The 24,725-nt window shown below is 69.6% G+C and carries 25 protein-coding genes and 1 pseudogene; 5 read left to right on the top strand and 21 right to left on the bottom strand.

The features are described from left to right. Nucleotides 1-20 precede the first annotated feature (20 nt). The gene (locus tag C1746_RS03550) at nucleotides 21-374 is read left to right on the top strand and encodes a DoxX family protein (protein ID WP_116713313.1); all 354 of its coding nucleotides are present in this window, start codon (nucleotides 21-23) and stop codon (nucleotides 372-374) included. On the opposite strand, the gene C1746_RS22915 is transcribed toward C1746_RS03550, so the two are convergent. From C1746_RS22915 to C1746_RS03460, 17 genes are all read right to left on the bottom strand, one after another. Further along, nucleotides 355-486, bottom strand: coding sequence for a hypothetical protein (locus tag C1746_RS22915; protein WP_276309949.1), 132 nt, complete (start codon nucleotides 484-486; stop codon nucleotides 355-357). The two genes, C1746_RS03550 and C1746_RS22915, sit on opposite strands and share 20 nt — an antisense overlap. Nucleotides 487-524: 38 nt before the next feature. After that, nucleotides 525-1,469, bottom strand: a complete 945-nt coding sequence (locus C1746_RS03545; protein WP_116713312.1) for an SMP-30/gluconolactonase/LRE family protein — start codon at nucleotides 1,467-1,469, stop codon at nucleotides 525-527. Nucleotides 1,470-1,540: 71 nt separating this feature from the next. Further along, entirely contained in the window at nucleotides 1,541-2,119 is a 579-nt protein-coding gene (locus tag C1746_RS03540) for a TetR/AcrR family transcriptional regulator (protein WP_162867334.1), read from the bottom strand. Nucleotides 2,120-2,189: 70 nt separating this feature from the next. Then, on the bottom strand, nucleotides 2,190-2,906 hold the full coding sequence (locus C1746_RS03535) for a DJ-1/PfpI family protein (RefSeq protein ID WP_205711680.1): 717 nt from the start codon (nucleotides 2,904-2,906) through the stop codon (nucleotides 2,190-2,192). Nucleotides 2,907-3,078: 172 nt separating this feature from the next. Continuing rightward, nucleotides 3,079-3,870, bottom strand: coding sequence for a GntR family transcriptional regulator (locus C1746_RS03530; protein WP_162867333.1), 792 nt, complete (start codon nucleotides 3,868-3,870; stop codon nucleotides 3,079-3,081). A gap of 63 nt (nucleotides 3,871-3,933) precedes the next feature. Further along, nucleotides 3,934-5,340, bottom strand: a complete 1,407-nt coding sequence (locus C1746_RS03525) for an FAD-binding oxidoreductase (protein WP_162867332.1) — start codon at nucleotides 5,338-5,340, stop codon at nucleotides 3,934-3,936. A gap of 4 nt (nucleotides 5,341-5,344) precedes the next feature. Beyond that, a complete protein-coding gene (locus C1746_RS03520) occupies nucleotides 5,345-5,824 on the bottom strand; it encodes an RpiB/LacA/LacB family sugar-phosphate isomerase (protein WP_116713308.1) in 480 nt (159 codons plus the stop codon). Beyond that, nucleotides 5,821-6,213, bottom strand: a complete 393-nt coding sequence (locus C1746_RS03515) for a YjbQ family protein (protein ID WP_162867331.1) — start codon at nucleotides 6,211-6,213, stop codon at nucleotides 5,821-5,823. Before C1746_RS03515 ends, C1746_RS03520 begins: the two co-directional genes overlap by 4 nt. Nucleotides 6,214-6,224: 11 nt before the next feature. After that, complete coding sequence (locus C1746_RS03510; RefSeq protein WP_162867330.1) at nucleotides 6,225-7,481, bottom strand: dihydrolipoamide acetyltransferase family protein; 1,257 nt, start codon at nucleotides 7,479-7,481, stop codon at nucleotides 6,225-6,227. After that, nucleotides 7,474-8,511 carry an alpha-ketoacid dehydrogenase subunit beta gene (locus C1746_RS03505; protein ID WP_205711679.1) on the bottom strand — a complete coding sequence of 346 codons (1,038 nt, stop codon included), beginning with the start codon at nucleotides 8,509-8,511 and terminating at the stop codon, nucleotides 7,474-7,476. The genes C1746_RS03510 and C1746_RS03505 overlap by 8 nt, the downstream gene beginning before the upstream one ends. Continuing rightward, on the bottom strand, nucleotides 8,504-9,520 hold the full coding sequence (locus C1746_RS03500) for a thiamine pyrophosphate-dependent dehydrogenase E1 component subunit alpha (RefSeq protein ID WP_116713304.1): 1,017 nt from the start codon (nucleotides 9,518-9,520) through the stop codon (nucleotides 8,504-8,506). Before C1746_RS03500 ends, C1746_RS03505 begins: the two co-directional genes overlap by 8 nt. Nucleotides 9,521-9,530: 10 nt before the next feature. Next, nucleotides 9,531-10,547 carry an ABC transporter permease gene (locus tag C1746_RS03495; RefSeq protein ID WP_116713303.1) on the bottom strand — a complete coding sequence of 339 codons (1,017 nt, stop codon included), beginning with the start codon at nucleotides 10,545-10,547 and terminating at the stop codon, nucleotides 9,531-9,533. Next, complete coding sequence (locus C1746_RS21870) at nucleotides 10,544-12,058, bottom strand: sugar ABC transporter ATP-binding protein (RefSeq protein ID WP_162867329.1); 1,515 nt, start codon at nucleotides 12,056-12,058, stop codon at nucleotides 10,544-10,546. The genes C1746_RS03495 and C1746_RS21870 overlap by 4 nt, the downstream gene beginning before the upstream one ends. Further along, the gene (locus tag C1746_RS03470) at nucleotides 12,055-13,263 is read right to left on the bottom strand and encodes a sugar ABC transporter substrate-binding protein (protein ID WP_116713299.1); all 1,209 of its coding nucleotides are present in this window, start codon (nucleotides 13,261-13,263) and stop codon (nucleotides 12,055-12,057) included. The genes C1746_RS21870 and C1746_RS03470 overlap by 4 nt, the downstream gene beginning before the upstream one ends. Before the next feature lie 91 nt (nucleotides 13,264-13,354). Further along, nucleotides 13,355-14,890, bottom strand: coding sequence for a xylulokinase (locus C1746_RS03465; RefSeq protein ID WP_162867328.1), 1,536 nt, complete (start codon nucleotides 14,888-14,890; stop codon nucleotides 13,355-13,357). After that, complete coding sequence (locus C1746_RS21865; RefSeq protein ID WP_162867327.1) at nucleotides 14,887-15,357, bottom strand: hypothetical protein; 471 nt, start codon at nucleotides 15,355-15,357, stop codon at nucleotides 14,887-14,889. The genes C1746_RS03465 and C1746_RS21865 overlap by 4 nt, the downstream gene beginning before the upstream one ends. Nucleotides 15,358-15,369: 12 nt before the next feature. After that, nucleotides 15,370-16,251: an MBL fold metallo-hydrolase gene (locus C1746_RS03460; RefSeq protein ID WP_116713297.1), complete on the bottom strand. Its 882-nt coding sequence runs from the start codon at nucleotides 16,249-16,251 to the stop codon at nucleotides 15,370-15,372. Between the two features lie 139 nt (nucleotides 16,252-16,390). Between C1746_RS03460 and C1746_RS03455 the strand changes: the two genes are divergently transcribed. Both C1746_RS03455 and C1746_RS03450 read left to right on the top strand, forming a co-directional pair. Next, a complete protein-coding gene (locus C1746_RS03455; protein WP_116713296.1) occupies nucleotides 16,391-17,050 on the top strand; it encodes a hypothetical protein in 660 nt (219 codons plus the stop codon). A gap of 17 nt (nucleotides 17,051-17,067) precedes the next feature. Beyond that, entirely contained in the window at nucleotides 17,068-17,463 is a 396-nt protein-coding gene (locus C1746_RS03450) for a VOC family protein (RefSeq protein WP_116713295.1), read from the top strand. Here C1746_RS03450 and C1746_RS23105 read toward each other — a convergent pair. From C1746_RS23105 to C1746_RS03435, 4 genes and pseudogenes are all read right to left on the bottom strand, one after another. Further along, complete coding sequence (locus C1746_RS23105) at nucleotides 17,456-18,226, bottom strand: dioxygenase family protein (RefSeq protein WP_414627950.1); 771 nt, start codon at nucleotides 18,224-18,226, stop codon at nucleotides 17,456-17,458. The genes C1746_RS03450 and C1746_RS23105 overlap by 8 nt on opposite strands. 45 nt (nucleotides 18,227-18,271) lie before the next feature. Next, nucleotides 18,272-18,994: pseudogene (locus C1746_RS23100) on the bottom strand (glutamine amidotransferase); the annotation flags it as partial. 71 nt (nucleotides 18,995-19,065) lie between these two features. Continuing rightward, entirely contained in the window at nucleotides 19,066-19,737 is a 672-nt protein-coding gene (locus C1746_RS03440) for a class I SAM-dependent methyltransferase (RefSeq protein ID WP_116713293.1), read from the bottom strand. Continuing rightward, nucleotides 19,727-20,347 (bottom strand): hypothetical protein, encoded by a 621-nt coding sequence (locus tag C1746_RS03435; RefSeq protein ID WP_116713292.1) that lies wholly within the window; start codon nucleotides 20,345-20,347, stop codon nucleotides 19,727-19,729. Before C1746_RS03435 ends, C1746_RS03440 begins: the two co-directional genes overlap by 11 nt. Nucleotides 20,348-20,583: 236 nt before the next feature. Between C1746_RS03435 and C1746_RS03430 the strand changes: the two genes are divergently transcribed. Together C1746_RS03430 and C1746_RS03425 are read left to right on the top strand one after the other, a co-directional pair. Continuing rightward, entirely contained in the window at nucleotides 20,584-21,720 is a 1,137-nt protein-coding gene (locus tag C1746_RS03430; RefSeq protein WP_116713291.1) for a class I SAM-dependent methyltransferase, read from the top strand. An 80-nt stretch (nucleotides 21,721-21,800) separates the two neighbouring features. Then, nucleotides 21,801-24,722 (top strand): AfsR/SARP family transcriptional regulator, encoded by a 2,922-nt coding sequence (locus tag C1746_RS03425; RefSeq protein ID WP_116713290.1) that lies wholly within the window; start codon nucleotides 21,801-21,803, stop codon nucleotides 24,720-24,722. Nucleotides 24,723-24,725: the final 3 nt, after the last annotated feature.

Raw genomic sequence — 24,725 nt, 5'->3', positions numbered from 1 at the left:
CCCGTGAAAGGACGGCCATCATGGCCTGGTACACCATCACCCTCGGCGCACTCCTCGCCCTCGCGTTCGGCGCCGCCGGCACGCAGAAGCTGATCCGCGACGAGTCCTCCACCAAGGACATGCAGAACCTCGGCGTCTCCGGAGGCTTGCAGGCCACGATCGGCAGCCTCGAACTGCTGGCCGCCGTCGGCCTCGTGGTCGGGTACTGGATCCCCGGCATCGCCGTCGCCGCCAGCAGCGGGCTGGTGCTCCTCACCCTTGGCGCGATCAGCTACCACGTGCGGGCCAACGACCCGCCCGCCGCGGCGGCGCCTGCCGCCGTGCTCGGCACACTCGCGGCGATCACTGCGGTGCTCAGCGTGCTGGCGCTGTGACGACGCGCGGTCGGTGCTGCTCTTCGGTGGCGTCGCCGCCCTGGACGACGGGGTCGAGGCACGCGTTGAGGAGGTCGTGGGCAGCGCCGACGCGCAACAGACGTGCGGACATGACCACGTCGTCGGGATGCCAAGCCCAGGGATGCACCGTCAGCCCCCACCGGTGGACGGCGCGACCGACGTGATGGAGAACGGCAACGTCGGCTGCTCGTCCGCGCCGGTCATGTTCAATTGCGAGTTGACCACCAGCAGGTCCTCTCCTGTTGCTGCGATGGTGGTCGGGGCGCGCCACTCCTCCGACGTGGTCCGATCCACGATCTCACCCCGGCGCAGATCCTCGGAGAGCGCCACCGTGACGATCTCGCCAGGGCCGCCGAGGACCACGTGCAACGTCCTCCCGTCCAGCACCATGCCGTCTCCGGTCCGAAGCGCCTCACCGCCCAGGTCGACCTCCTCGATGGCTCCGGTCGACGTCTCGATCCGGTATAGCTGACCCGTATTGTACTGGACGGTCAGCAGGGTCTGCCCATCGGTGGTCACCTCGACGCCGTTCAGGTTGAAGCCCGACTCGTACTCGATCGGTGTCTCGGACAGGTCCAGCCAGGGTTCGATGTCGCCGATCTCCTCACCGTCCAGCAAAATGCGGAAGAGCGTGTCCCGGAAGGAGTCCGTGACATACGCGGCCTCCGGCGTGACGGCGATGTCGTTGAGCAGCGTCCGCTCGGCCTCCGGCGGGGTCAGGTCAGCCAGCAGGCCCCCATCCTCGGTGTCGTAGACGAAGAAGCGGTTCGAGTCTCGGCCGGCGACGAACAGGCGACCGGCTTCGTCGACCGCCAGACCGGTGACCGTGGTCCGTCCGTCCTGCCCTCCGAGGAGGAACTGGGTCATGCCACCGCCCGGGTCCTCCACGTCCCCGCGGTAGACCGTCCCGTCCTCGGTCGAGCCGACGTAGAAGGACGACGACCCGGGGTCGATGGCGATCCCCTCGGGGAACACACGGTCGCCGGGGATCTCCCACACCGCGGTCTGACCGGACTGGCACGCGAGGAGGGATGTGGTCAACAGGATCAGAAGGAGGAGCCGTTGAGGAGACATGAAGGGTCCTTTCTTGATTGATCGGTCCAGAATGTGGTCATGCCGTCGCCGGAGCGTGGTCCGCGATCACGTCAGGCGGCCAGCGGAGCGAGGACGGCGTCCACCGTGTGCTGCATCGTCTTGCGGTGCGGTTCGGCCGCGCCCACGACCCTGAGACCTTGGATCACCGTCAGGAGCAGCCGTCCCTGGACGACCGGATCCACATCGTCCCTGATCTGTCCCACTGCCTGCCCGTGCCGGATGGCGTCGGCCAGCGTCCGAGCTATGGCCTGGAACTGCTCGACCACCTGCGCGGTGGTCCGCTCATCCTCGGGCACACGTTCCGTCGCGGCGGTCACCACCAGGCACCCGCGCGGGTCGCGCAGGATGTCATCGATCAGCCAGGCGAGCACGCCTGCCAGCGACCGGACGATGTCGTCGTCGGCCTCGAGTGAGGCCAGCATGATCTGCGTCTGTCGGGCTCGGTACCGCGCCAGCGCCAAGGTCCACAGGTCTTCCTTGGTGCCGAACGTGTCGTAGAGGCTCTGCCGGCCGATCCCGAGTGCGACGCACAGATCCGTGATCGAGGTCCCGGCGAAGCCGCCGTCACGGAAGACATCGACGGCACGGTCGAGCGCGGCCTCGGGGTCGAACGCCTTGTGACGAGCCATCGATGCCACACCCTACCACCGTTTTGGACTGATCAGTCAGTAATCCGCACGAGGCGCCCTCCAGCCACGGCTACCAACCGCTGGTTCGTGCGTCGTCGAGGAGGGTCGTGGCTGCCAACTCACCCAGCGCGTTGGCGGCACGGGGACTCGCTCCGGTGATGAGTCCGCGATCCACGTGGACGGTCTCGTCAGCCTTGGTGTTGACGATCCGCGCGCCGGACTGCTCGAGCGTGTCGCTCAGCGGCCATGGCATGTGCCCCGGCATGTAACCGATTCGGGGTGTCTGCCGGTCCACTACGTGCGGAAAGACAGCCATGTCGTAGCCCTCGTAGAGGAATTCGTTGCCTCCCAGCGCGGTGGCCAATAGCGCAGCTGGTCCGTGGCAGATGCTGATCGTGAAGGCACCGTTGTCGTGTGCCCATCGAAGGAGGGCGCCGACGTTGGGGTCGGTGGGAAGGCCGAGCATCGCGCCGTGCCCACCGGGAACGAAGACGGCGGCATACCGCCCTGGCTCATCGAAGGACTCCGCCACGACGTCCACCAGACGTCGGGGTTGCTCGAAGTCCGGCTCGAGCTCGTTGCGGATGGCCGACACCGCGGCGTCCTCAGTGGGGAACGCCCACATCTCCAGCGCGACGGGCTCTCCGGTGGGTGTCACGATCTCGACGTCGAAGCCCGCGTTGCGCAGGTGGAGCAGGGGGACGAACAGCTCAACCGGGTGATTGCCCGTCGAGAACTGCTCGCCGTTGGCCATGGTCATGTTCTTCGCTTCGGTTGCGAGCACCATGACCGGGACCGTGGTCCGTCGTAGGGCGTGTACCGCCGATCGCTGAAGTTGGTGGTCGCGGATGTTGCCAGACGAAGCGCCAGCTTGGAGGGTTTGTAGGAGCCGTCAGGCTCCTGTTGTGGCGCCAGGCCCAGCAGGGATCGGATTCCCCTCACTGCCCGCCCGGCCGCGCTCATCGCAGATCACCGATCGTCTTCACGGCGATGTCGAAGCCGAGCTCCGAGGGCGGGCCTGCGTCGAGATCAAAGGTGAACCGGTCACCTCGGTACTGCGCCTCGGTGTAGCGCAGTGGCTTCGCCGAATCCGCATAACCGACACCGACGATCTGCAGGATCGGCGCGCCCTCTGCCACGCCGAGGTGTCGAGCGACGGCATGTCCGGCGAGCGTGGCTGAGACGGTGTCCTTGGCGGTGACGACCGCTGCGCCGACCTCGGTCATCGCCTGCGTCAACGAACCGGTCAGGTCATGATCCAGGATGGCTGCGTATGACGAGACCACGTAGGTGTCGTGCAGTGCCACGGCCTCGCCCTCCACGTGACGGACCCGCTTGACCTCCACCACCGTTGCGCTGCCCGGCAGGTCGAGGACAGCCGCGACGTGCGTCGGGGCATCCACGATCCCGGCCCGCAGGACCGTCGTCTCGTGGGAGAACCCCAGGGCGTCCATCGCAGCGGAGAAGCTGAGCTTGGTCGAGAGCCCATGCCCGATCCGTCTGGTGGAGACAAACGTGCCCTTGCCCTGCTTCCGGAACAGCATCCCGGTCGCGACCAGTTGGTCCAGTGCCTTTCGAGCGGTCATCCGGGATACGCCGAACGACTCGGAGAGGTCGATCTCCGAGGGAACTCGCGCCCCCGTGCCCAGCTGCCCAGCGGCGATCATCCCGTGCAACCGACGTTCGATCTGCACGTACAGCGGCACGGGTGACTCTCGGTCGAGATCGCCCAGGGTCGGCGGTGCAGACATGTCCATACCTTACGTACCCACCCCGAGGGCCTGGCGCACCGACGCCGACGCCTCAGACGACCATCACGGCAACAGCGCGCCGGGGTTGAGCACACCGGCGGGGTCACAGCTCGTGGTGATGCGCTCGAGGAGCGCGGCGGCACCGTCCCCGACGTCCTGTGCGGTCCACTTGGCCTTGAGCCGACCCATCCCGTGATGGTGCGATGCCGACGCGCCCGAGGAGATGCACGCGGTCATGGCGGCCTCCCAGGTGCGGTGGTACGTCGCCTCCATGCCGTCCACGTCCTCCCCCTCGACGACGAAGGTGAAGTACAGCGCCAGTCCGGCATCGAAGACGTGGGAGTAGTGACAGCGCACCCAGGCCGCGTGAGTACTGATGGCCGCGGTCATCGCGGCGTACGTGCGAGCCACGTCGGGCCAGCACACCGACACCTCCACCGTGTCCAGGATGGTCAGCTCACCCCAGGCGCGCTCGGGCCCGAGGACGTCGCGGAACGTGTGGACGGCACCCAGCCGGTGCTGCCACCACGCCTCACCGTAGGCGACATCGTCAAGACGGCTGCCGCCCAGGTCCGCAGCGGCCCGCTCGACCACGGCGGCCCGTTCCTGCAGCCCTGGGAGTGCCTCATCGAACCCGACGACCGACACGGCTCCGCTCTGCGCGCCCAGCGAACCGAACGCCGCGGTGGCGTCGTCGGCATCCCAGCCCCGCAGCACGGTCGGGCCCGCGCCACTGTGCTGGATCGTGTGGGCCAACGCCCAGGTCGCGGCGAAATCGGGCAGCTGGTGGGCGCGCCACACCATCCCTCGCAGGGCCGGATGACAGGACAGCACGACTTGGGTGACGACGCCGAACCGACCTTCCGAGCCGATCAGCAGCCGCCGAAGATCCGGCCCGACTGCCGAGCGCGGTGTCGGTTTGAGGTCGACGACCGTCCCGTCGGCCAGGACGGCGGTCAGTCCGATCACGTGGTCCTCGATGAAGCCGTACCCGGGGGTCATCTGCCCGGCCGAAGACGTCCCGATCCAGCCGCCGACGGTCGAGACCGCCACCGACTGCGGCGAGTGGCCGAGCGTCAGCCCTTCGGCGTTGAGCGCGGCCTCCAGGCGGTCGCCGAAGACACCGGCGCCGACGGTCACGATCTTGGCGTCGACGTCGATCTGGATCTCATCCAGCGCGGTGGTCTCGAGGACCACCGCGCCACCCGGCGGCGTGGCCGCACCGCACACGCCGGAGCCGCCCCCACGAACCACCACCGAGTGGCCCTCACGGGCGGCCCAGCGAACGATGTCGGCCACCTGATCGGTGCTCTCCGGTCGGACCACCGCCGCTGGCATGGGTGCGAGCTCACCACGGGATTCCCGCACGTACGCCAGCGGCCACCAATCACGGGACCGCTTCTGGACCTCGTCGTCCCCGGTGAGGACCTGGTCTGATCGAAGTGAGGAGCTGATCGAGGAGGTGTCCATGTGCCTACGAGCTTTCGTCGGGGGATGACTCGGTCGGGGGGTGAGCAGCATCGAGCGCGTTGATCTTGGCGACCTTGCGCGCCGAACGGCCACCGGCGAACTCCGAGCGCATCCAGTGGTCGAGCAGCACGTCGACGACCTGCGGCCCGATGATCTGTGCACCCAAGGTCAGGACCTGGGCGTTGTTGGACTTCCGCGCCCGCTCCGCCGAGTAGGGGTCGTGCGCGCAGGCGGCTCTGACCCCGGGCACCTTGTTCGCCGTGATCGCCATGCCGATGCCCGTCCCGCAGATGAGGATGGCCCGGTCGTGGTCCTCGGCCACGACGCTCCGAGCGAGCCTGAGCGCCACGTCGGGGTAGTCCTCGCCGTCGTCGGGGCCGGTGCAGCCCAGGTCGACCGGCTCGTGGCCATGCTCGGTCAGCCAGGCCTTGACGTGCTCCTTGAGTCCGTATCCGTTGGCGTCGCTGCCGATGGGGATTCTCACGTCACACCTCGCACGTCGATGGTCCGGGTGCGTGGCCCGTCGAACTCGAGCAGCACGATCCGTTGGTAGGTTCCCAGCACCAACGAGCCCTCCTCCTGCGACACCAGCAACCGGGTTCCGAAGGCCGCGCTCTGGATGTGAGCCTCGGCGTTCGGGTTGTCCTCGAGCCAGTGCTCGAAGGGGCCCAGGTCGGCAGGCCAGCGCTTGGCCAACCGGATGAAGTCGCGCAGCATCGGCTCATCGGCTGGGGCGACGACCAGCGCCACCGTGGTGTGCGGCGTCGACAGCAGCAGCGTGTTGCCGGCGTCGTCGGGGATCGCCGCAGCGACCAGGTCGGTGACGTCCTGGGCATCCCAGGTGGCGCGGGTGTCGATCGTGATGACACTCATCGGGCCCCGGCTCATCGGGTCCACGCCTCGGGTGTCTCGAGCAGCCGGGCAACAGCAGCCAGGAAGGCGGAAGCGGCGGCGCCGTCCTGCGCTCGGTGGTCGACCGACAGGGTCAGGATCAGCCGGCGCCCCGGGACGACCTGACCGTCAGCCACGACGGCCTGGTCGGTGATCCTGCCGACGCCGAGGATGTAGGGGTCGGGCTGGGAGATGATCGGTAGGACCCGGTCGATGCCGAACATGCCCAGGTTGGAGACGACCAGCGACCGCTCGCCGAAGTCCTCGGCGTTCAGCCGCTGCGACCGGGCACGAGCTGTGGCGTCGTGCAGTGCACCGGCCAGCGCGCCGACGTCAGCCGGCGGGTCGACGACGATGGGGACGGCCAGGCCACTCTCGGCCGCTACCGCCACTCCGATCCGTGGGGTCGCGTGCGAGATCAGTCGACCACGTCGGTAGTGTGCGTCGTGCTCTGGCGCGTCCCGGAGTGCCTGTGCACACGCCGCCACCACGTACGCAGTCACCGAGGGCCGCTCCGGCTGCTGTGCGCGATGGGCTTCCAGCGGCGTCGCGTCGACCTCCACATCGAGGTAGAAGTGCGGGACCTCTTGCTTGCTCCGGGTTGTTGCGTCGGCCACGCGCTGCCGGTGATCCCCCAGCGGGCTCCCGTCTGTCTCCTCGGGTGGGAGGGCTGCCGCAACGGCTCCGTCGACAGACGCGTGGCGTGCCACATCGTCCTCGGTCACCACGCCGCCTGGTCCGCTGCCTGCGACCTGGGAGAGGTCGATGTCCCGGTCGGCGGCCAGTCTCCGTGCGCGGGGCGAGACCGTCGGCCGTCCGCCACCCGCATGCCGGGACCCCGTGGTCTGGGCTGCATCGCGGTCAGCCCTCGACGCCGAGCCGCCCGCGCCGGCGCCAACAGCCGCGGGCTGGGCATCCTCGTCGGGCCCGGCATCCTCGTCGGGCTCGGCAAGCACCTCCGCATCCAGCGGCACGCCGTCGGGCGCGACCCCGACTACGGCGATGCGTTGCCCGGGCATCACGAACGTGTCCCGCTCGACCAACAGCTCGAGGACCACTCCGTCGACGAAGGACTCGATCTCCACGACGGCCTTGTCCACGTCGACCTCGAACATCACCTCGCCCTTCGTGACGTGGTCGCCGACGTCGACACGCCACTCGACCAGCGTGGCCTCGGCGATGGCCTCGCCGACGTGGGGCAGGTCGACCGCCACACGAACGAGGCCATCAGGAGAACCGTCCTCAGCCATGGCACATCTCCCGGATCGTGGCGGTGATGCCCTCGAGCGAGGGCAGGCTGGCCTTCTCCAGGGGCGGCGAGAAGGGGATGGGCGTGTCATCGGCGGCCAGCCGCCGCACCGGAGCGTCCAGGCTGAACAGCGCGTGCTCGGCCACCTGGCTGATGAGCCACGGACCCCAGCCGCCGCGCCCGGGGTTCTCCTCGCAGACCAGCAGACGGCCGGTCTTCTCGACCGAGGCGAGAACGGTGTCGAGGTCGAAGGGCACGAGCGTTCGGGGGTCGATCACCTCCACGTCGATGCCCTCATCGGCCAGTGTCCCCGCCGCGCGGAGTGCGTGGTGGACCATCACGTGGTTGGCGACGACCGTGAGGTCCGACCCGGTCCGCTTGACGTCGGCCACGCCGATGGGCACTTCGATGTCGCCGATGTCGCCGGTGCTGGTGTCGGCGTGTTCGAGCGGCCGTCCGCGGCTGCCGTACAGGTGCTTGTGCACGATGTAGAGCACGACGTCGTCGCTGCGGATCGCAGCGGAGAGCAGCCCTCGGGCATCGGCTGGCGTGCTGGGGGTGACGATGTGGATCCCGGGCAGCCCGAAGAAGAGGTTCTCCATCGAGTTGGCGTGTTGGGCCCCCCGCCCCGACGCGCCGGTCGGTAACTGGATGACGAGCGGGATCGTGACCTGCCCGCCGGACATGTAGCGCAACTTGGCTGCCTGTTGGATCAACTGGTCCGCGGCGGTGTACAGGAAGTCGCCGTACTGGAAGTCGACCACCGGACGCAGGCCCTCGATGGCGGCCCCGATCGACAGGCCCAGGAATCCAGCCTCGGAGATGGGCGTGTTGATGACCCGGTCGGTGCCCATCTCCTCGGCCAGCCCGAGCGTGACCAGGAATGCCCCGCCGACGACGATGTCCTCACCGAGCACGAACACGTCGGTGTCGCGCCGCATCTCCTCCCGGAGGACCTGGCGCATCGCCTCGACGATGGTCATCCCCCGTTCGGACCGGGGGCCGGGGCTTGCGGTTGCGGTGTCAGGCATGGACGAACTCCAGTCGCTGCTCCAGCGGGGGGTGGGGGGACTCGTGGGCGAAGCGTTGGGCGTCGTCGAGTTCGGCCTCGACTGCCGCCTCCACGGCTTCCACGTCGGCCGCCGTCAGCCCGGTCTCGTCCAGCAGCCGAGCGCGGAAGGCCGGAACGGGGTCACGGGCCATCCACGCTGCGACCTCGTCGTCGTTGCGGTAGCTGCCGGGGTCGTCGCGTTTGTGTCCGCCACGGCGATACGTGAGGCACTCCACCAGCGTCGGTCCGCCACCTCGGCGGGCGCGTTCCGCTGCCGTTGCCACGGCCTGTCGAACGGTCAGCGGGTCGTTGCCGTAGACGGAGACACCTGGCATTCGGTAGGCCGTGGCGCGCTCCGCGATCGTGTCGTTCGGCAGGTACTCGCTGATGTGGGTCGTCGAGGCGTAGACGTTGTTCTCGCACAGGAAGATGACCGGGAGCTCCCACAGGGCGGCGAGGTTCATGGCCTCGTGCAACTCGCCCTTGGAGGCGGCACCGTCGCCGAAGTAGTTGACGACCACTCGTCCCGTACCCTGTCGTTTGGCGGCGAAGGCCAGGCCGGTGGCGATGGGGCTGGAGGCACCGACGATGGCGATGGCCGGGAGTGCGCCGACGCTCCAGTCCCCGACGTGGAGGGAGCCGCCCATGCCGCGGCAGACGCCGTCGACCTTGCCCATGATCTCGGCCAACAGCGGACCGGGCGCGACACCCTTGGCCAGCGCCTGTCCGTGGCCGCGATGAGTCAACGTGATCCGGTCCTCGGGCTCGAGTGCTGCAGAGGTGCCGACGACCACGGCCTCCTGACCCAGGCAGAGGTGGATGGTGCCGGGCACCCGGCCCTTGAGGAACAGCTCGTTGCCCGTCTCCTCGAAGCGGCGGATCAGGAACATCGACCGGTACAGCGCCAGCGCCTCGGACTCCCCGACGTCGGTGAGCGACGGCAGGGTGACCTGTGGTGGCTGGCGAAGGTCTGCGGTGGACGGTGGCAACGGAGTTCCCCTAGGTGGTTCGGGTGCGAAGCCGCTGGTCCACGAGGACCGCGACGATCAGGAAGATGCCGAGGACGATGCTCTGGGCGAACGCTGACCACTGGAGCAGCGCGAAGCCGTTCTGCAGCACGCCGAGGATGGCGACGGCGATGAGGGTGCCGACCAGCGAGCCGCGGCCGCCCCGCAGGCTGGCGCCGCCGAGGATCACCGCGGTGATGACGCTGAGCAGATAGGAGGCGCCGATCTGCGGGGCCGCGGAGCTCAGCTGGGAGGCCACGATGATCCCGGCCATCGCGGCTGAGGCACCGGACAGGACGTAGAGGACCAGCCGGATCCGGTCGACGTGCAGGCCGGAGTTCCGGGCTGCCTCGAGGTTCCCCCCGACGGCGTAGACGGCTCGGCCGAAGCGGGTCCGGCGCTCGACGAACAAGCCCAGCCCCATGGCCAGGGCGAACAGCAGCAGGGGCATGGGCACGCCGAGCACGTCGCCGCGGCCGAGGAACGCGAAGCTCTCAGACCGGATGATCATCGTCCGGGTTCCCGAGATCGTGAACGCCAGGCCCTGGAAGATCGACAGGGTGCCCAGCGTCGTCACCAGCGGGTCGATGCCGCCCCACACGGTGATGACGCCGTTGAACAGGCCGATGCCGATGCCGATGCACAGCGCGAGGCCGGCGGCAACCCAGATCGGCAGGCCGCCCTGATGGAGGATGACCAAGCTCACCGCACAGACCGCCGCGTTGGAGCCGAGCGAGATGTCGATGCCTCCGGAGACGATGAGCAGCGTCTGGGCCACGGCCATCAGCCCGAGGATCCCGACCACCGCCCCCATGTCCAAGAAGTTGTTGAGGCGCAGGAAGAAGGGGCTGATGACCGAGAACGTGACGACGAGCAGCGTCAGCATCACCAGGAGCCCCTGGTTGCGGGCACCCCGCAGTCGCCGGCGGGAGCGGCCGGACCCTGGTGCGTCGTGAGTCGGTGTGACCGGCCCGGTGGAGTCGTTCGTCGCGTGGGTGGACGCCGTCATGCGGCCATCGCCCGCGCCGCGATGTCGGCTTCTTCGGCGCCGTGCAACTCCGCGACGATGCCACCGTCGCGCATGACCAGGACCCGGTGGGAGACCCGCGCCACCTCCTCGATGTCGGAGGAGACGATGAGGACGCAGCCGCCCCTCGCCGCGTGCTGGTGAAGTGTGCGGTAGATCTCCGCCTTGGTCGCCACGTCAACACCGCGGGTCGGCTCCTCGAGGACCAGGACCTGCTTGCCTGCAGCCAGCCAGCGGGACAACAGCACCTTCTGCTGGGAGCCTCCGCTGAGCGCCTGGACCGGGGTCTCCGGGGAGTCGGTTGCGATGTCCAGTGACGCGATCCAGGTGGCGACGATCTCGGCATCGCGGCGTCGATCGACCACACCGAGGTTGGACAGCTGGCCGAGCATCCCCAAGGTGAGGTTCTCCGCGACGCTGCGCTCGAGCACCAGACCCTCCGACCGCCGCTCTGCCGGCACGTACCCCACACCCGCATCGATCACCGCCGGCGTCGTGACACGCCCGATCGAGCGGCCCTGGACGGTGAGGTCCGCGACGGATCCGGTCAGGCCCAGCAGGCTCGGCGCCACCTCCTCCCGGCCCGACCCGAGGCTCCCGTAGACCGAGACGACCTCGCCGTGCGCAACGGTCAGGTGGTCGATGGTGATCACACGGCCTCGGACGCCGTGCGCCTCCAAGCCGAACCCACCGTCGCCGACCGGACGGTCAGGAACGTCGAACTCGCGCATCCGTCCGCTGACCATCGCCTCCACGAGGCGCTCGGTCGTCATCTCATCGACGCCGAACTCGGCCACGATCTCTCCGTCGCGGAGGACGACCGCGCGATGGCAGATGGCGAAGATCTCGGGGAGGCGGTGGGAGATGTAGAGCACGGCGATGCCGGTCGCTGACACCGTCCGGATGACCTCGAGCAGCTGGGTGACCTCCGTGGCGTCCATCGGGGCCGTGGGCTCGTCAAGGATCAGCACCCTGGTCTCCTCGCTCATCGCCCGGGCGATCTGCACGAAGGCGCTGTCGACGACGGAGAGCGTGCGGATCGACTGGGTGACGTCGACGTGGTGCACACCCAGCCGAGCGAGGCGCTGCTCCGCCAGGTCGTGCGCGGCAGCCCAGTCGACGGTCCCCAGCCAGCCTCGCGTCGGGAGCTGTCCCATGAGGAGGTTCTCGGTGACCGACACGTCGACGGCCAGCTGCAACTCCTGGGCGGCGATCCGGATGCCGACGGCCTGTGCGACACGCGGGCTGCTCAGTCGGTGGGGCACCCCGTCGACGGCGATCTCTCCGGCGTCGGGCTCGATCACGCCCGAGAGCGCCTTGACCAAGGTGGACTTCCCCGCGCCGTTCTCGCCGACGATGGCGACGACCTCTCCGGCCGCGACGGCGATGTCCACGCCGCGGAGGGCCTGCACGCCGCCGTACCGCTTGTGCAGTCCGGTGGCTGCGATGACCGGGGCCACAGCTGACCTCGGCTGCTGGTCCGGTCGGATCACGCCGGGCACTGCTCCGGGTAGCGCTCGGCGACCTGCTCGGGACCGATGACCTCGGTGGGCGTGAAGAACTCGTCGGGGACGTCCTGCCCGCTCATCAGCCGGAGCATCATCGAGACGATGTAGCCGGTCTGGCCGAAGGGGTCGAAGTCGACCGTGCCGGCCCACTGGTCGAACTGGCAGGTGGCTTGGAGGCCAGCTGAGAGCCCACCGATCCCGACCACGGTCAGGGTTCGGCCCCGGTCGGCCTGGTCGAGAGCCTGGAAGGCACCGAGGGCCAGCTCGTCGTTGACCGCGGTGACCAGGACCGGGACGTCGTCGGGGATGACGCCCTGGGCTTGTCGGGTGGCGTTGAAGGCCTCCTCGGAGGTCTGCTGGGTCACCTCCACCGAGACGACCTGCTCGCTGGGGACGTCGAGCTGCTCGGTGATCACCCGTTCGGCCTCGGCCATCCGCTGGCCGACGACCTCGCCGGCAGCGGGGACCTTGACCAACACGACCCAGGGCGACTCCTCGGCCCCGCTGTCCTGGTGTGCCGCGACCAGCGCTTCGCCGGCTTGGACGCCCGCTTCGGCGTCACTTGCGCTCAGGAAGGGGGCGCCGGGCGCGGCGATGTCGGTGGCCATGACCGGGATGCCCGCCTCGTCCAACTCCTGGACGATGCCGGCTTGGGCGTCGGAGACGACCTGCAGCAGCAGCACACCATCCACCTCCCGGTTGATGAAGGTGCGGACGTTGGCGAGAGCGGTGGCGCCATCAGCGTTGTCGACGGCCCGGATGATCTCGATGCAGCCCAACTCCTCCTCCCACATCTGCAGGCCGTCGAAGCGGGCCGCAGCGAACTCCTGGCTCTCGGAGAAGGTGTCGTAGCCGACGACGTAGGTGGTGCCGTCGTCGGGGCACAGATCAGCAGTTGGTGTCGCCGTGATCTCGCCCTCATCAGCGCCCTGGTCGTCCCCCGACGCAGCCGCAGCATCCTCGCTGGCAGTCTCCTCGGTCGCGTCGTCGCCACCCGAGTCGCCGTCGTCGCCTGCCTGGTCTTCCGGGTCAGCCTCGTCCGTCGGCTCCGCCGCAGCCGTGTCGGCGTCATCGGTCTGGGTGTCCGCAGCGTCCTCGGTGTCCTCCGTCGAGGAGCAGGCGGCCACCATGAGGGTCAGCACCGCGAACACCGCCACTGCTCGTATCCACGTCCGGCTTGTCTGTGTCATGACCGTGCTCCCACTTGTCGGCTCGAAGCTGTGGGAGGTAGTAGTACATACTTGTATATAGTTGTCCAGTCCTATTTCAAAGACTGGTCCTTCACGTCGAAAGGCCAAATGAACTGAGACGGTGGCTCAGCGGTGCAACGGCGTGGATGGCGTCCAGATAGATCGCCATCAGCTCGTCGTAGATGCCACAGGCCTGGGGGTCAGGCTCGAGCCGGCTGCAATCGATGCCCCAGGGGTGGTCAGCGGCCGTGTCGAGCGTCAGCCCCGCAGCCGTCGCCGCGAGCCGCGCCGATCCGACTGCTGCGGCCGGCCCGGTGGTGACGGCGAGGGGCGTGCCGAGGACGTCGCAGACGATCCTGGCCCAGACGGCATTCCGTGCGCCGCCGCCGATCAACGACAGGGGCAGTGGCTGGGCATCGTCATGGACGGCCGGGCCGGTCAGGGCGTCCCAGCAGTGCCGGACCGAGTAGGCGACACCCTCCAACACCGCCCGGACCAGATGCGATCGCGTGTGCGCCGAGGAGATCCCGAGCAGGTGGGCTCGCAGCTTCGGGTCGTCGATCGGGGCCCGCTCACCATTGAGATAGGGGTGGAACAGCAGGCCCGCGGAGCCCGGGGGAACTGCCGCGGCCATCCGCTCCATGAGGGTGTAGGCCGGGATTCCGAGATCGTCCGCGGTCCGGTCATGCTCGGGGAACACGGCATCCCGCAACCAGCGAGCGGCAGCGGCTCCGGCACTGGTGGCCGTCACCTGGATCCAGCGTCCGGAGCGCAGATGCGGGTAGGTCAGCGCGCCCTCGGCCTCGCCCGGAGCGTCCGTGACCACCAGGACGTTGGCCGAGGACCCGAGCTTCACGAGCGCCTGCCCGGGATCCGTCACACCCACGGCCACTGACTCGGCCAGCGTGTCGCTGGTGCCCACGGCGACGGGGGTACCGGCCGGCAGGCCGCAGTCAACCGCCGCAGCCGGCGTCACCGTCCCTGCGACGGCTCCTGCCGGTCGAATCGGAGGCAGCTCGCGATCGCCCCACTCGAGCAGGGCCAGCAGGTCTGGCGACCACTGGTCGGTGGTTGTGTCGTAGAGCTGGGTGCCGAGGGCGTCGTAGGACTCGGTCGCGTGTTCGCCGGTCAGTCGGAACCGCACGTAGTCCTTGGTCACCGCGACTCGGCGAACCTGGGCCCAGGTGCCTGGCTGATGCTCGGCCACCCACCGCAGCTGCGCCAAGGTCCACGACGCCTTCGGGTGATGGAGGGTCTGCTGGCGAATGACCGCGCCGTGCGTGGCGTCGAGCATCCCGGCCAGGTCGGCCGCCCGGGTGTCGGACCAGTGGATCACCGGAGCGAGGACTCGATCCCGATCGTCGAGCAGCGCGACGTTGTGTGCCGGGCCGTCGACTGCGACCGCAGCGACACGGCTCGGGTGGAACGACGTGTCGGCGAGGCATCGGCGGATGCCCTGGCAGCTTGCGCGATACCAGTCCTCCGCTGATTGGTGTGCTCGACCGGGAGCCGGACGGGTCGTGGGGTACGGAACCTCGGCGGTGCCGAGCAGTTGGCCGTCCAACGCCACGGCGGCCACCTTCACCGCGCTCGAGCCGACGTCCACCCCCAGGACGACATCCGTCACGCGAGCAGGCGGAAGTCGACGGCTGCCTCCGGACGAAGCGGAAGTCCTTCGGGGCGCATCTCGAACGCCCACCGGGTCTTCGCCAACTCGCGGCCCAGGGCGTAGGCCTCCATCGCGCGCTCCCACAGCTCGGTCGCGTCGCGCGGGTCGCGTGTTGCTCGGAGCCGGATCTGGTCGGCCAACGAGCGAAGTGATTGCCAGAGTCCGCGGAGGTGGGGCGACCAGTCGTCCTCGCGGAGGCGCTCGAGATCGGCGGCCACGACATCGATGCGACGGGACGACGCCTCCATCCGCCGGCGGTAGGCCGGCTTGTTGCCTTCCCCACCGACGGTGGCGATCGCCACGACCTGCAGCAGGTTCAGCTCGTTCTTGAGTCGCCCGAACACCGTCCACAGCTGGACGGCGGCGGCCACGTCCTCATCCTGGATCCGACGGTGGATGGCCAACAGGTCCTGAGCGTGAGACATCTCGGGCGTGTGCTAGACGGCAGCGGCGATGCGGGAGGGCTCATCATCCGCCAGCGTCACCTCGGCGATGTGCAGCCCGGACTGCAATCTGGTCGATGGGAATCGCTGGTAGGCATCGAGGTCGTGAACCGGGACGATCCGGTGCGGGTCGCCGCCGACGGCGCCGAGGACGTCGTCGTAGGTGGCGAGGACACGGGATTGCGAGCCGGTGGCGCCGCCAACCGGCACGTAGACACCCGACCCGTCTGAGCCCGTGAGGTTCTCCAGGCAGAAGATGGCGTCCCCGACGGCCGCCCAGCGCTGGACGCCATCCGCGGTATCGACGTCCATGATGACGTACTGACCGCCGTGGGTGTGCCCGTCGAAGGCGGTGCGCAGGTGGATCCCCGGGAGGACGTGGTCGATCGGTCCCTCGTGCAGCACGACCTTCCCGGCGAAGGTCCGCTCCATGAGCTGGCGGAAGTCGACCGGGTCGACGCCGGTGTGCAGGAACCCATGTCGCGGTGGCTTCGACAGGTTGGCGACCCAGCCGTCCAGTTCGTGGCGCTGCAGGTGCACGGTCGCGTTGGGGAAGGCGTCGAGGAAGCCCATGTGGTCCCAGTGGGCGTGCGTCAGCAGGACGTGGTCGACCTCGTCCGGTTCGAGATCGAGGCGACGCAGCTGGTCCGGCGGCGGGCCTGGGTTGGTGACGCCGTACATCGAGGTCAACTCCTCGCCATACCGGCCCCAGTCGTAGCCGGTGTCGACGACCACGAGGTGGCCCTCGCCCTTCACCACCACGAATCCGAGTGGGACCTCCAGGGTCCCGGCGTTGTGCTGTCCGTAGAAGATCCCGCTGCGCGGGAACTCCGCCATGATGCCGGTCTGGACCAGCCAGATCGAGTACCGGGCCATCGCTGCTCCTCACTGCTCCGCCGTGCTGAGCTACATACATGACTATACTTGTATGGTTGTGTCAAGGGTGGACGTCCAAGACCGTCGTTGCCCATCGTTCACCGCGCGGCTACTCGGTCTCGACGCACCATGACCGAGTATGGCGAACACCATTCGGCTCCGGGGCTCGCTGCTGGTGATGATGCTCTGTCTGGCCGCTGGGTGCACGACGCCTAAGACCCTGACTGCCTCGACGAACGGCATCGACGGGCCGAGCGTGACGACAACCGTAGAGGAGACGCCAGTTCGACCGGACGAGGAGTGCCCCATGCCGGCACCCGCTCTGCCGTTCGATGAGTATCCCGGGACCAACGACCAGGTCGCGCAGGAGGTCGACGGCTTGCGATTGGAAGCGGGTCCGGCTCGTCTGCGAGCAGGTGATGCCTTCGCACTCCGGTTCTTCAACGCAACCGACAGCCCGGTGATGGCCTTGGGATCCGGTCACGCTTTCAGCCTGCATCCCCGAGATGGTGGCCCGTGGTACCGCGTGTTCGCTCCGTCCATCTCGCGGACCCTCATCCAGGAGCGGGACGAGCAGATCATCGTCGTCGGTGACGATCCGGCCTTCAACGTGCACACCAGCGGCGCCGTCGTGGACCCCGGGTCGGCGTCGCACTGGGGGCTGTGGGAACTCAGCGAGGAGGAGATGCCCGCGCCGGGCGGGTACCTCCTGATCGCCACGGTCGGTGACATGCGGCCGGGACTGCCAGAACCGACTGCGCTCATGGCCACGACAACGGTGTCGATCTGCGCCGGCTGACGACGTAGCCTGCCGTCATGGAGGCCTTCGCCGCCCGAGCGGTGACGCACATGCTGGTCGTCGCGGACGCCGCGGCCAGCCGTGACTGGTACGTCGACGTCCTCGATGCCTCGGTGTGCGGCGAGTACGGAGGGACCTCCGTCGTGCTGGACGTGCAGGGCAGCTGGCTCCTGCTGGTGACCGGTGGCGAGCCGACACCGGGAAAGCCGACCGTCGTGCTGGCCCCTCCCCGGGCCCCCGATCTCGTCAGTGCTCAGCTGATATTCCGCGTCGACGACTGCCGCGCCGCGCACCAGCTCCTGGCCAGCCGTGGCGCGGATTTCCTGGCCGATCCAGTCGATCGGGGCGGCGAGATCAGGGCGTTCTTCCGCGATCCCGACGGGCACCTCTTCGAGATCTCCGAGCTCACGTGAGCCCGATGTTGAGCAGTGCCTGGATGCTCCCGTCCACGCGGCGGCTGACCAGCTGGGTCCCCTCCGCCGCCGGGTCGCCGGCCAGGCCGTCGGCCTGGACGCTGGTGTCGGGCTGGCCGAACTCGGCATAGGGGCCCTCCGTCAGGACCTCGGCGGTGAGGTCCTCCCGGAAGTACAGCTGCGTTGTCAGCTGCCGACCCTCGGGGGCCTCCGCGGACAGGTGGATGTGGACGGCGCGGCCCTCGTACCAGCCTGGGAACACCGTGTCGAAGACGACGACCCCGTCCGGGCCGCTGGTCTGCTGGCCGCGGAGGAAGGTCGTGCCCGCTTCTTCGTCCTTCCCGGATCCACCGTCGGTGTAGGAGGAGTAATCGCCGGAGTGGTCGGCGTGCCACACCGTCACCACCGCCGCTTCGATGGGCTGGCACTCGGCGTCGACGACGCGCAGCCCGAGCTGGACCGGCTGCCCGGGACGCCCCTCGGTGATGTCACGCCGGTCCAGGATCTCGAGGTTCGGGAAGGGCCCCTCGGCAGCCGAGCGCGTGGTCTGGCAGATGGGCAGGTCCTCGAAGTCTGCTGGCACCGGGTCGGACAGCGCGGTCGATCCCGGCGCTGCACTCCCCGACGACGTGGGCTCACCGGACTCCGGCCGGGGGGCCCCGTCGACGGCTGGCTCCGAGATGTCCGCCACCCCGTCGGAGGTGTCCGCCTCGGTGCAGCCGCTGGCCAGCACCGCTGCGGCAAGGACACCGGCCGAGCGCATGAGCTGCCGGCGTGGAAGCCGTGGATCCGCCGTCGTGGGGCGGTCGCGGGCGTAGCGCCGGACGAAGCCACGGAGTATCTGCGGTGGTGCGGTCACGCGGGCCGCGCGGGCGCGGGCCTTCAGTTCCTCGGCCTCATGAGGCTCGAAGTAGCCGGCGTGGGCGTAGACGTCGATGCGCGTCTGGATGCCCGCGACATCGAGCTCCGGGTGGAACTGCGTCGCGTAGACGTTGGTCCTGATGCGGAACGCCTGCACCGGGCAGGTGTCGGAGGAGGCCAGCCGGACCGCGTGGTCCGGCAGCTCGGCGATGGCCTCCTTGTGGCCGAGGAAGGCCTCGAAGGCCTCGGGCAGTGCACCGAACAGCGGGTCGGCGAGGCCCTGCGCCGTCAGCCGGATCGTCTTGGCGCCGACGGGCTCGGAGTAGGTCCGGTCGACGACCGCGCCCTGATGCCGTCCCAGCGTGCCGATCCCGTAGCAGGCCCCGAGGAACGGGAAGTCCTCAGCAACGATGTCGTCCAGGAGCGCCGCGATCTCGGCCTCCACCCGCTGCTGGGTTGGCGACTTCTCCGCATCTGAGGCGTTGTAGGGGCCACCTCCGAGGATGATCCCGGACCAGTCCTCCAAGTCGATCGGGCCGATCGGCGCCTGCTCTGCCCGAACCCGATGGAGCTGCTGGTGCGACAGGCCCGCGAAGCGTCGCATGGCCTCGTACTCGCTGTCGGCGGCACGATCGACGACCCGATGAGCGATGAGCAGGAACGGCTTCACAAGATGTGAAGGATACGTCAGGCCGGTGGCCCCCCCGCACGGGCTGCCGTCCAGAGCGACCCGCGCCCTCCTCAGGTGGTCGCGACGCCGTAGATCATGCTGTTGACTGGCACGAAGACCGACCAGGCGGGTCGTCGGCGGGTGATCTCGACCCGGGCGAACCCGGCGTCCTGGATCACGCGGCCGGTGTCACGGCAGAGCCGGCAGCCCTCGAACACCCACGCCCAGGGCCTCGTCAATGCCTCCTGCAGCCAGCGGCGCGGCGAGACCGGCGCAGCGGCGACGTGCTCCACGAATCGGAACCTTCCGCCAGGCCGCAGGACGCGGCGGATCTCAGCGAGCACCCGCTCCGGCTGCTCCACGGTGCACAGCACCAGCGAGCAGATGACCTCGCCGACCGAGTTGTCGGGAAGCGGCAGGACCTCGGCGCCGACCTCGAGCAGTTCGAGATCCAGTCCGTGATCCTCCGCCCGCGCGATCAGCCGCGGGTGCATGGCCCGGTTCGGTTCCACGGCCAGCACCCTGCTTCCCGATGGGATGAACGCGAAGTTGGCCCCAACCCCCGGGCCGAGCTCCAGGACGTCGCCGGGGGCGATCCCAGCGAACGCCCGGGACTTGTGGCGACGGAGGATGACGTTGATGTAGCGGTCGAAGGTGGCGAAGAACCACGCGTTCCAGCGGCCGCGCCGACCGTTGTGGAACGGCGCGGGGACGTCGATGGCCGGGATGTGCTCAGCCGGCACGGTTCAACTCCACGAAGAGGGTGACCCCGAACACCGGTGCGCCGTCAATGACGGTCTCGGCGTTGTTGAGGCCCTGGAACGACTGGGTGGCGACGCCACGATCGATTCCCGGGCGGCCGGTGCCACCGACGATGGCCCGGTCGATCGGCACGTCGTCGGCCCGCTCGAAGCCGGTGGTCACGACCGACTCTTCACCCAGCTCCTCCTCGAAGTCATACACCTGGGTGGTGGCGACGATGTCGCCGCTGGTGGTGGTGGCCGCATCCTCGGTGTGGGTGCCCCAGCAGGTCCACGAGCCGATGAGGCGGTCGGGAAACTCCGGTGACGGCGTGCCGTCCTCGTCGTAGATGACACCGTCGCAGACGCCGTCGGTGCAGGTGAGCGTGCCCGCCTCGTAGACGTAGCCCTCGGTCACGAAGTCGTTGCCGCGCAGGGGAACGCCGTCCTCGTCGACCACGTCCGGGTCGAAGACGAATCTCGCGCCGATCTCCGCAACCTCGACGTCCAGTGAGCGGCCGCCGGCGCTCGGTCGGGCGAGGACGGCCGTGGCGGCCAGCGCCGCCAGCAGCGCAGCGATCGACACGATGATGATGGACTTCCGGATGCGCATGGCATCTCCTTTGCATAGGGGGGTGCCGACAGGGGTGCCGGCTCGGTGTGCCGACACGGTGCGGCGCCCCCGGTGCGCCGCTGGTGCGGGCGTCGTGCACGGGCGGCGACCTCGCGCTCCCGACCACTGCACTGCCGCTGCACCGGTCGTGCACCACCAGGCGGACACGCTGCGGCGCACGTCTTCGGATCCACCTCGGACGGACGCCCCCAAACCACATCGACCTAGGAAGCACCATGACTGACCTCTCAGACCCACCCATCAGCGACCCCACGGCGCCGCCCGAGACCGCACCCGAACACGTCGATGCCCGTGCGGTGCTGGCCGAGCGCCTCTTCGGCAGCCTGCTCGGCGGCATGGAGCTGCTGACCGTCGATGTCGGCCTGGCCACCGGGCTGTACGCAGCCTTGGCGGCACAGCCGTGCACCGCCGCCGAGCTCGCCGCCCACACCGGGACCGACCACCGCTACGTCAAGGAGTGGGTTGAGCAGCAGGCAGCTGCCGACCTGATCGACGTCGACGACGCCGCGGCCGCTGCGGATGACCGTGTGTACCGGCTCTCAGCCGCCCACGCCGAGGTCCTGCTCGATCCGACGAGCCCCTATCACCAGGCTCCTGCCGGATCACTTCTGGTCGGGCTGGGCCGAACCACCCCCGACGTCCGGGGGGCCTTCTCCTCGGGTGCCGGGGTTGCCTTCTCGGCCTACGGCGCGGAGATCCGCGAGGGCATCGCCGGGTTCAACCGACCCATGATCTCCGGCGAGATGGCCAGCTCGTGGCTGCCCGCCATGGGGTCGGTCCATCAGACGCTGGTGAGCCGTGACACCGTCCGGGTGCTCGACCTCGGATGCGGCCTCGGCTGGTCCTCGATCGCCCTGGCCCGGGCCTACCCCCACGCCGTGGTCCGCGGCGTCGATCTCGATGCCGCGTCGATTGCGGCTGCGCGCGACAACGCCGCAGCCGTCGGAGTCGCCGACCGCGTCGGCTTCACGCTGGGCGACGCCACCACCTTCCAGACGCCGGACCCTGTGGATCTGGTCACCTGCTTCGAGACCCTCCACGACATCGCTGATCCGGTCGCCGCGCTGCGGTCCGCTCGTCGGGCGCTCCGGGATGGCGGCTACCTGCTGGTCGCCGATGAGAAGACGGCCGAGGCCTTCACCGCCCCCGCCGAGCCCTACGAGCGATTCCTATACGCCTTCAGCGTCCTGCACTGCCTTCCGGCCACTCGCGCCGAGGACGGCCCGGTGGCCCACGGGTCCCTCGCACGTCCGGCCGACGTGCTCGACTGGTTCGACGAGGCGGGTGTCGCCGACGTGCGGATCCTGGATGTCGACAACGACATGTGGCGCTTCTACCTCGGCAGGGCCTGAGCGAGGTGCCCGTCCTCGCGAGCGTGCCCCCGGGCGGCGGCCAACGCCTTCGCTCGATCGACGTCTGCGACACTGGTGGCATGGCGGAGACTCCGCATGAGGTGAGCATCGCGCTCCTCGGGCCGCTCGTGGTCGAGGTGGACGGGGAGCCCGCCGCCATCCCGGAGGGCCACCAGCGCCGCCTGCTGGCCGCGCTGGCCATCAACCGACCCCGGACCGTCTCCACCGACCGCCTCATCGACCTGCTGTGGGCGGAGGCAGCCCCGCCGTCCGCACGGAACAGCCTGCAATCGCAGCTCGCCAGGTTGCGGCACCACCTGGGCGGACCGGACACGATCCAGCGGGCACCGCCCGGCTACCGCCTGACCGTGCCCGCTGTCACGGTCGACGTCGTGCGCTTCGAGCACCTCGTGGTGGAGGCCTCCCGCGTCGCCGACCCGGCCGAGCGCCGCCAGCAGCTGGATCAGGCGCTCGAGCTGTGGCGCACCGACGACCCTGCGGTCCTGGAGGCGAACGGCCTGGTCGAGGATGCCGCTCGGCTCCTCCGCAGGCGACTGCTGACGCAGGTCGACCGAGGCGTGGCCGCCCTGGAGACCGGCGAGGTCGCCCTGGCCGAAACCGACGCCCGCTCGGTCCTCAGCATCGACCCACTGCACGAGCCCGGTGTGGTGCTGCTGGTCCGGACGTTGGCCGCCACCGGACGGCTGGCCGAGGCCGACAGCGCCGTGCAGGCGTTCCGGGATCGGCTCGTCACCGAGTTGGGTCTGGACCCTTCAGCCGCGCTGGAGGAGGTCCACACCGCCCTGCTGCGTGGGCAGTTGCCCAGCGTGGTCGGCCCGGCCGACCCGCCGTCTGGCCGTTCGGAGCGGCGGGCACGCCCGGCGCCGCCGCGCTCGAGCCTGCACGGCCGACAGAACGAGATCGAGCGGACGAGGCGGGACCTGGCTACCCACCGGTGTGTGACGCTGCTGGGGCCAGGCGGGGTTGGCAAGACGCGGCTGGCCCTGGAGGTCGCCCGACGCGAGGAGGGCGACGTCGTCTGGGCTGACCTGCTCGACGCGCGCAACCGTCCGGACGTGCTGGGCCGTCTTGCGCTGGCTGTCGGCTGTGGCACACCGACCGACATGGTCACGCTCTCCCCACTGGCGGAGGCACTGGGCGCCACAGGCCCACTGGTGGTGCTCGACAACTGCGAGCAGGCCGTCGCCCAGGTGGCCGACGTCGCCGATGCACTTCTCGAGGTCACGCGCGGAACCACGATCCTCTCGACGAGCCGCATCCCCCTTGGGATAGACGGGGAGCACATCAGCAACGTCGAGCCGCTGCCAACCCGGTCATCTGGCGACGACCCGGCGGCTGCGCTGACCCTCTTCGCCGCACGCGTTGGCCCAAGCCTCGACCTGGATGACCCCGAGCAGCGCCGAACGGCCACGGACGTCGTGGTGGCCTTGGACGGTCTTCCGCTGGCCATCGAGTTGGCCGCCCGCCAGACGCGCAACCTGGGTCTTGAGGCCGTGCGGGACCGGCTCGACGACCGGTTGGCATTGCTGGAGGCGGCGCGACCCGTGCCGCACCCCGCGCACTCGGACCTGCGCAGCCTGGTCGCCTGGTCCACCGCACAACTCGGCGACGCCGACCGGCGCGCCTTCGGGTGGCTGTCGGTCTTCGCGGGTCCCTTCACCGTGGCGCAGGCGGAGGGCCTGCTCGGCCCTGCTGGTGCCGCCATCCCGGGAGCGGCGGCCAGTCTCGGCCGACTGGTCGAGCACTCACTCGTGGCGCGCCGGAAGCCCGGACGCTTCCTGCTGCTCGAGACGCTGCGGGCCTGCGCGGCCGAGGAGCTGGAGGAGGTCGGCGATTCGGCGGCGGCCGAGGCGCGGCACACCGACGTGGTGCTGGCGATGGCCGAGGCGACCGCAGCCAGCTTCGGGACGCCGGGCGAGATCGAGCGGATCACCGAGCTGAACGCGTGCCTGGCCGACCTGCAGCGCGTCACCGATCGGGTGGTCGACCGTGGTGACGTTGGAGCACTGGCACGGCTGGCGTGTGGCGTGTCGGAGTACGCCTTCGAGACTCAACGCCCAGAGCTCCTCCGCAGCGCCCGTGCTGCCCAGGGTCTGATCGGCAACGGCCGGGAATCGAGCGTGCCAGACACACTCAGCGATGGCGTCACCGTTGCCGCTGCGATCGAGGCCTCCACTCGCGGCGCCTTCGGCGAGGCGCACCGGCTGGTCCAGCCCCTGCTCGCCCGGCGAGAGGCAACGCCAGTGTCAGCAGCTGGCTGGAACGTCCTGGGCAACATCCGGCTGTGGGGGGTCGACGACGGTGCCGAAGCCGCCTACCTCGAAGCATTCCGAGTTGGTGAGGAGGCCGGGGATGGCTACCAGGCGACGGCCGGTCTGGTCGGCGTGGCGCTCTCGCGGGCCTACGTGGGTGACTTCGCAGCGGCCCGTCGCGCGGCCGCAGATGTCTCGCGGCGCGCCCAGCAGCTGGGAAGCCCTCTGCTGGACGCCTGGGCGGCCTACGCCCGCGCCGAGGCCGAGGCCGGACACAACCCCGAGGCGGCCCTGGCCGCGTTCGAGGTGGCCATCGAGCGGGGCCACGCGGTTGGTGGTCACCTGGTGATCGTCGCCGCCAGCAGCGGAGCCACCGCCCTGCGCGCACGGCACGGCGATCCCGCGACCGTGCTGCACCACGCCCGCGAGACGCTGGAGGCCCTTCGCGGGTCGGGCAGCGTCAGCGTGCAGGAGAGCACCCTGCGCAACGTGGCCGTGCTCCTCACTCGCATGGGCAGCGATGAGGTGGCCGCCCTCCTGCTGGGAGCCACCTCGTCAGTTGCCCTGTATGAGGCCGAGCGTCGTCGCGTGGCCGTGGCGACCACCGCCCTGGCCGAGCGGCTCGGTCTCCGGGTGGCACAGCGCCTCCGCGAGGAGGGCGCGCAACGCGAACCGGCTGAGTTGGTGACCGCGGCGCTGGTGGCCGTCGAGGCGCTGATCAGCCGGTGATGG

The sequence above is a fragment of the Euzebya tangerina genome (assembly GCF_003074135.1).
Lineage (GTDB): Bacteria > Actinomycetota > Nitriliruptoria > Euzebyales > Euzebyaceae > Euzebya > Euzebya tangerina.
The sequence above is the reverse complement of the archived record's forward strand: the minus strand, read 5'-3'. Positions and strand labels throughout refer to the sequence as shown.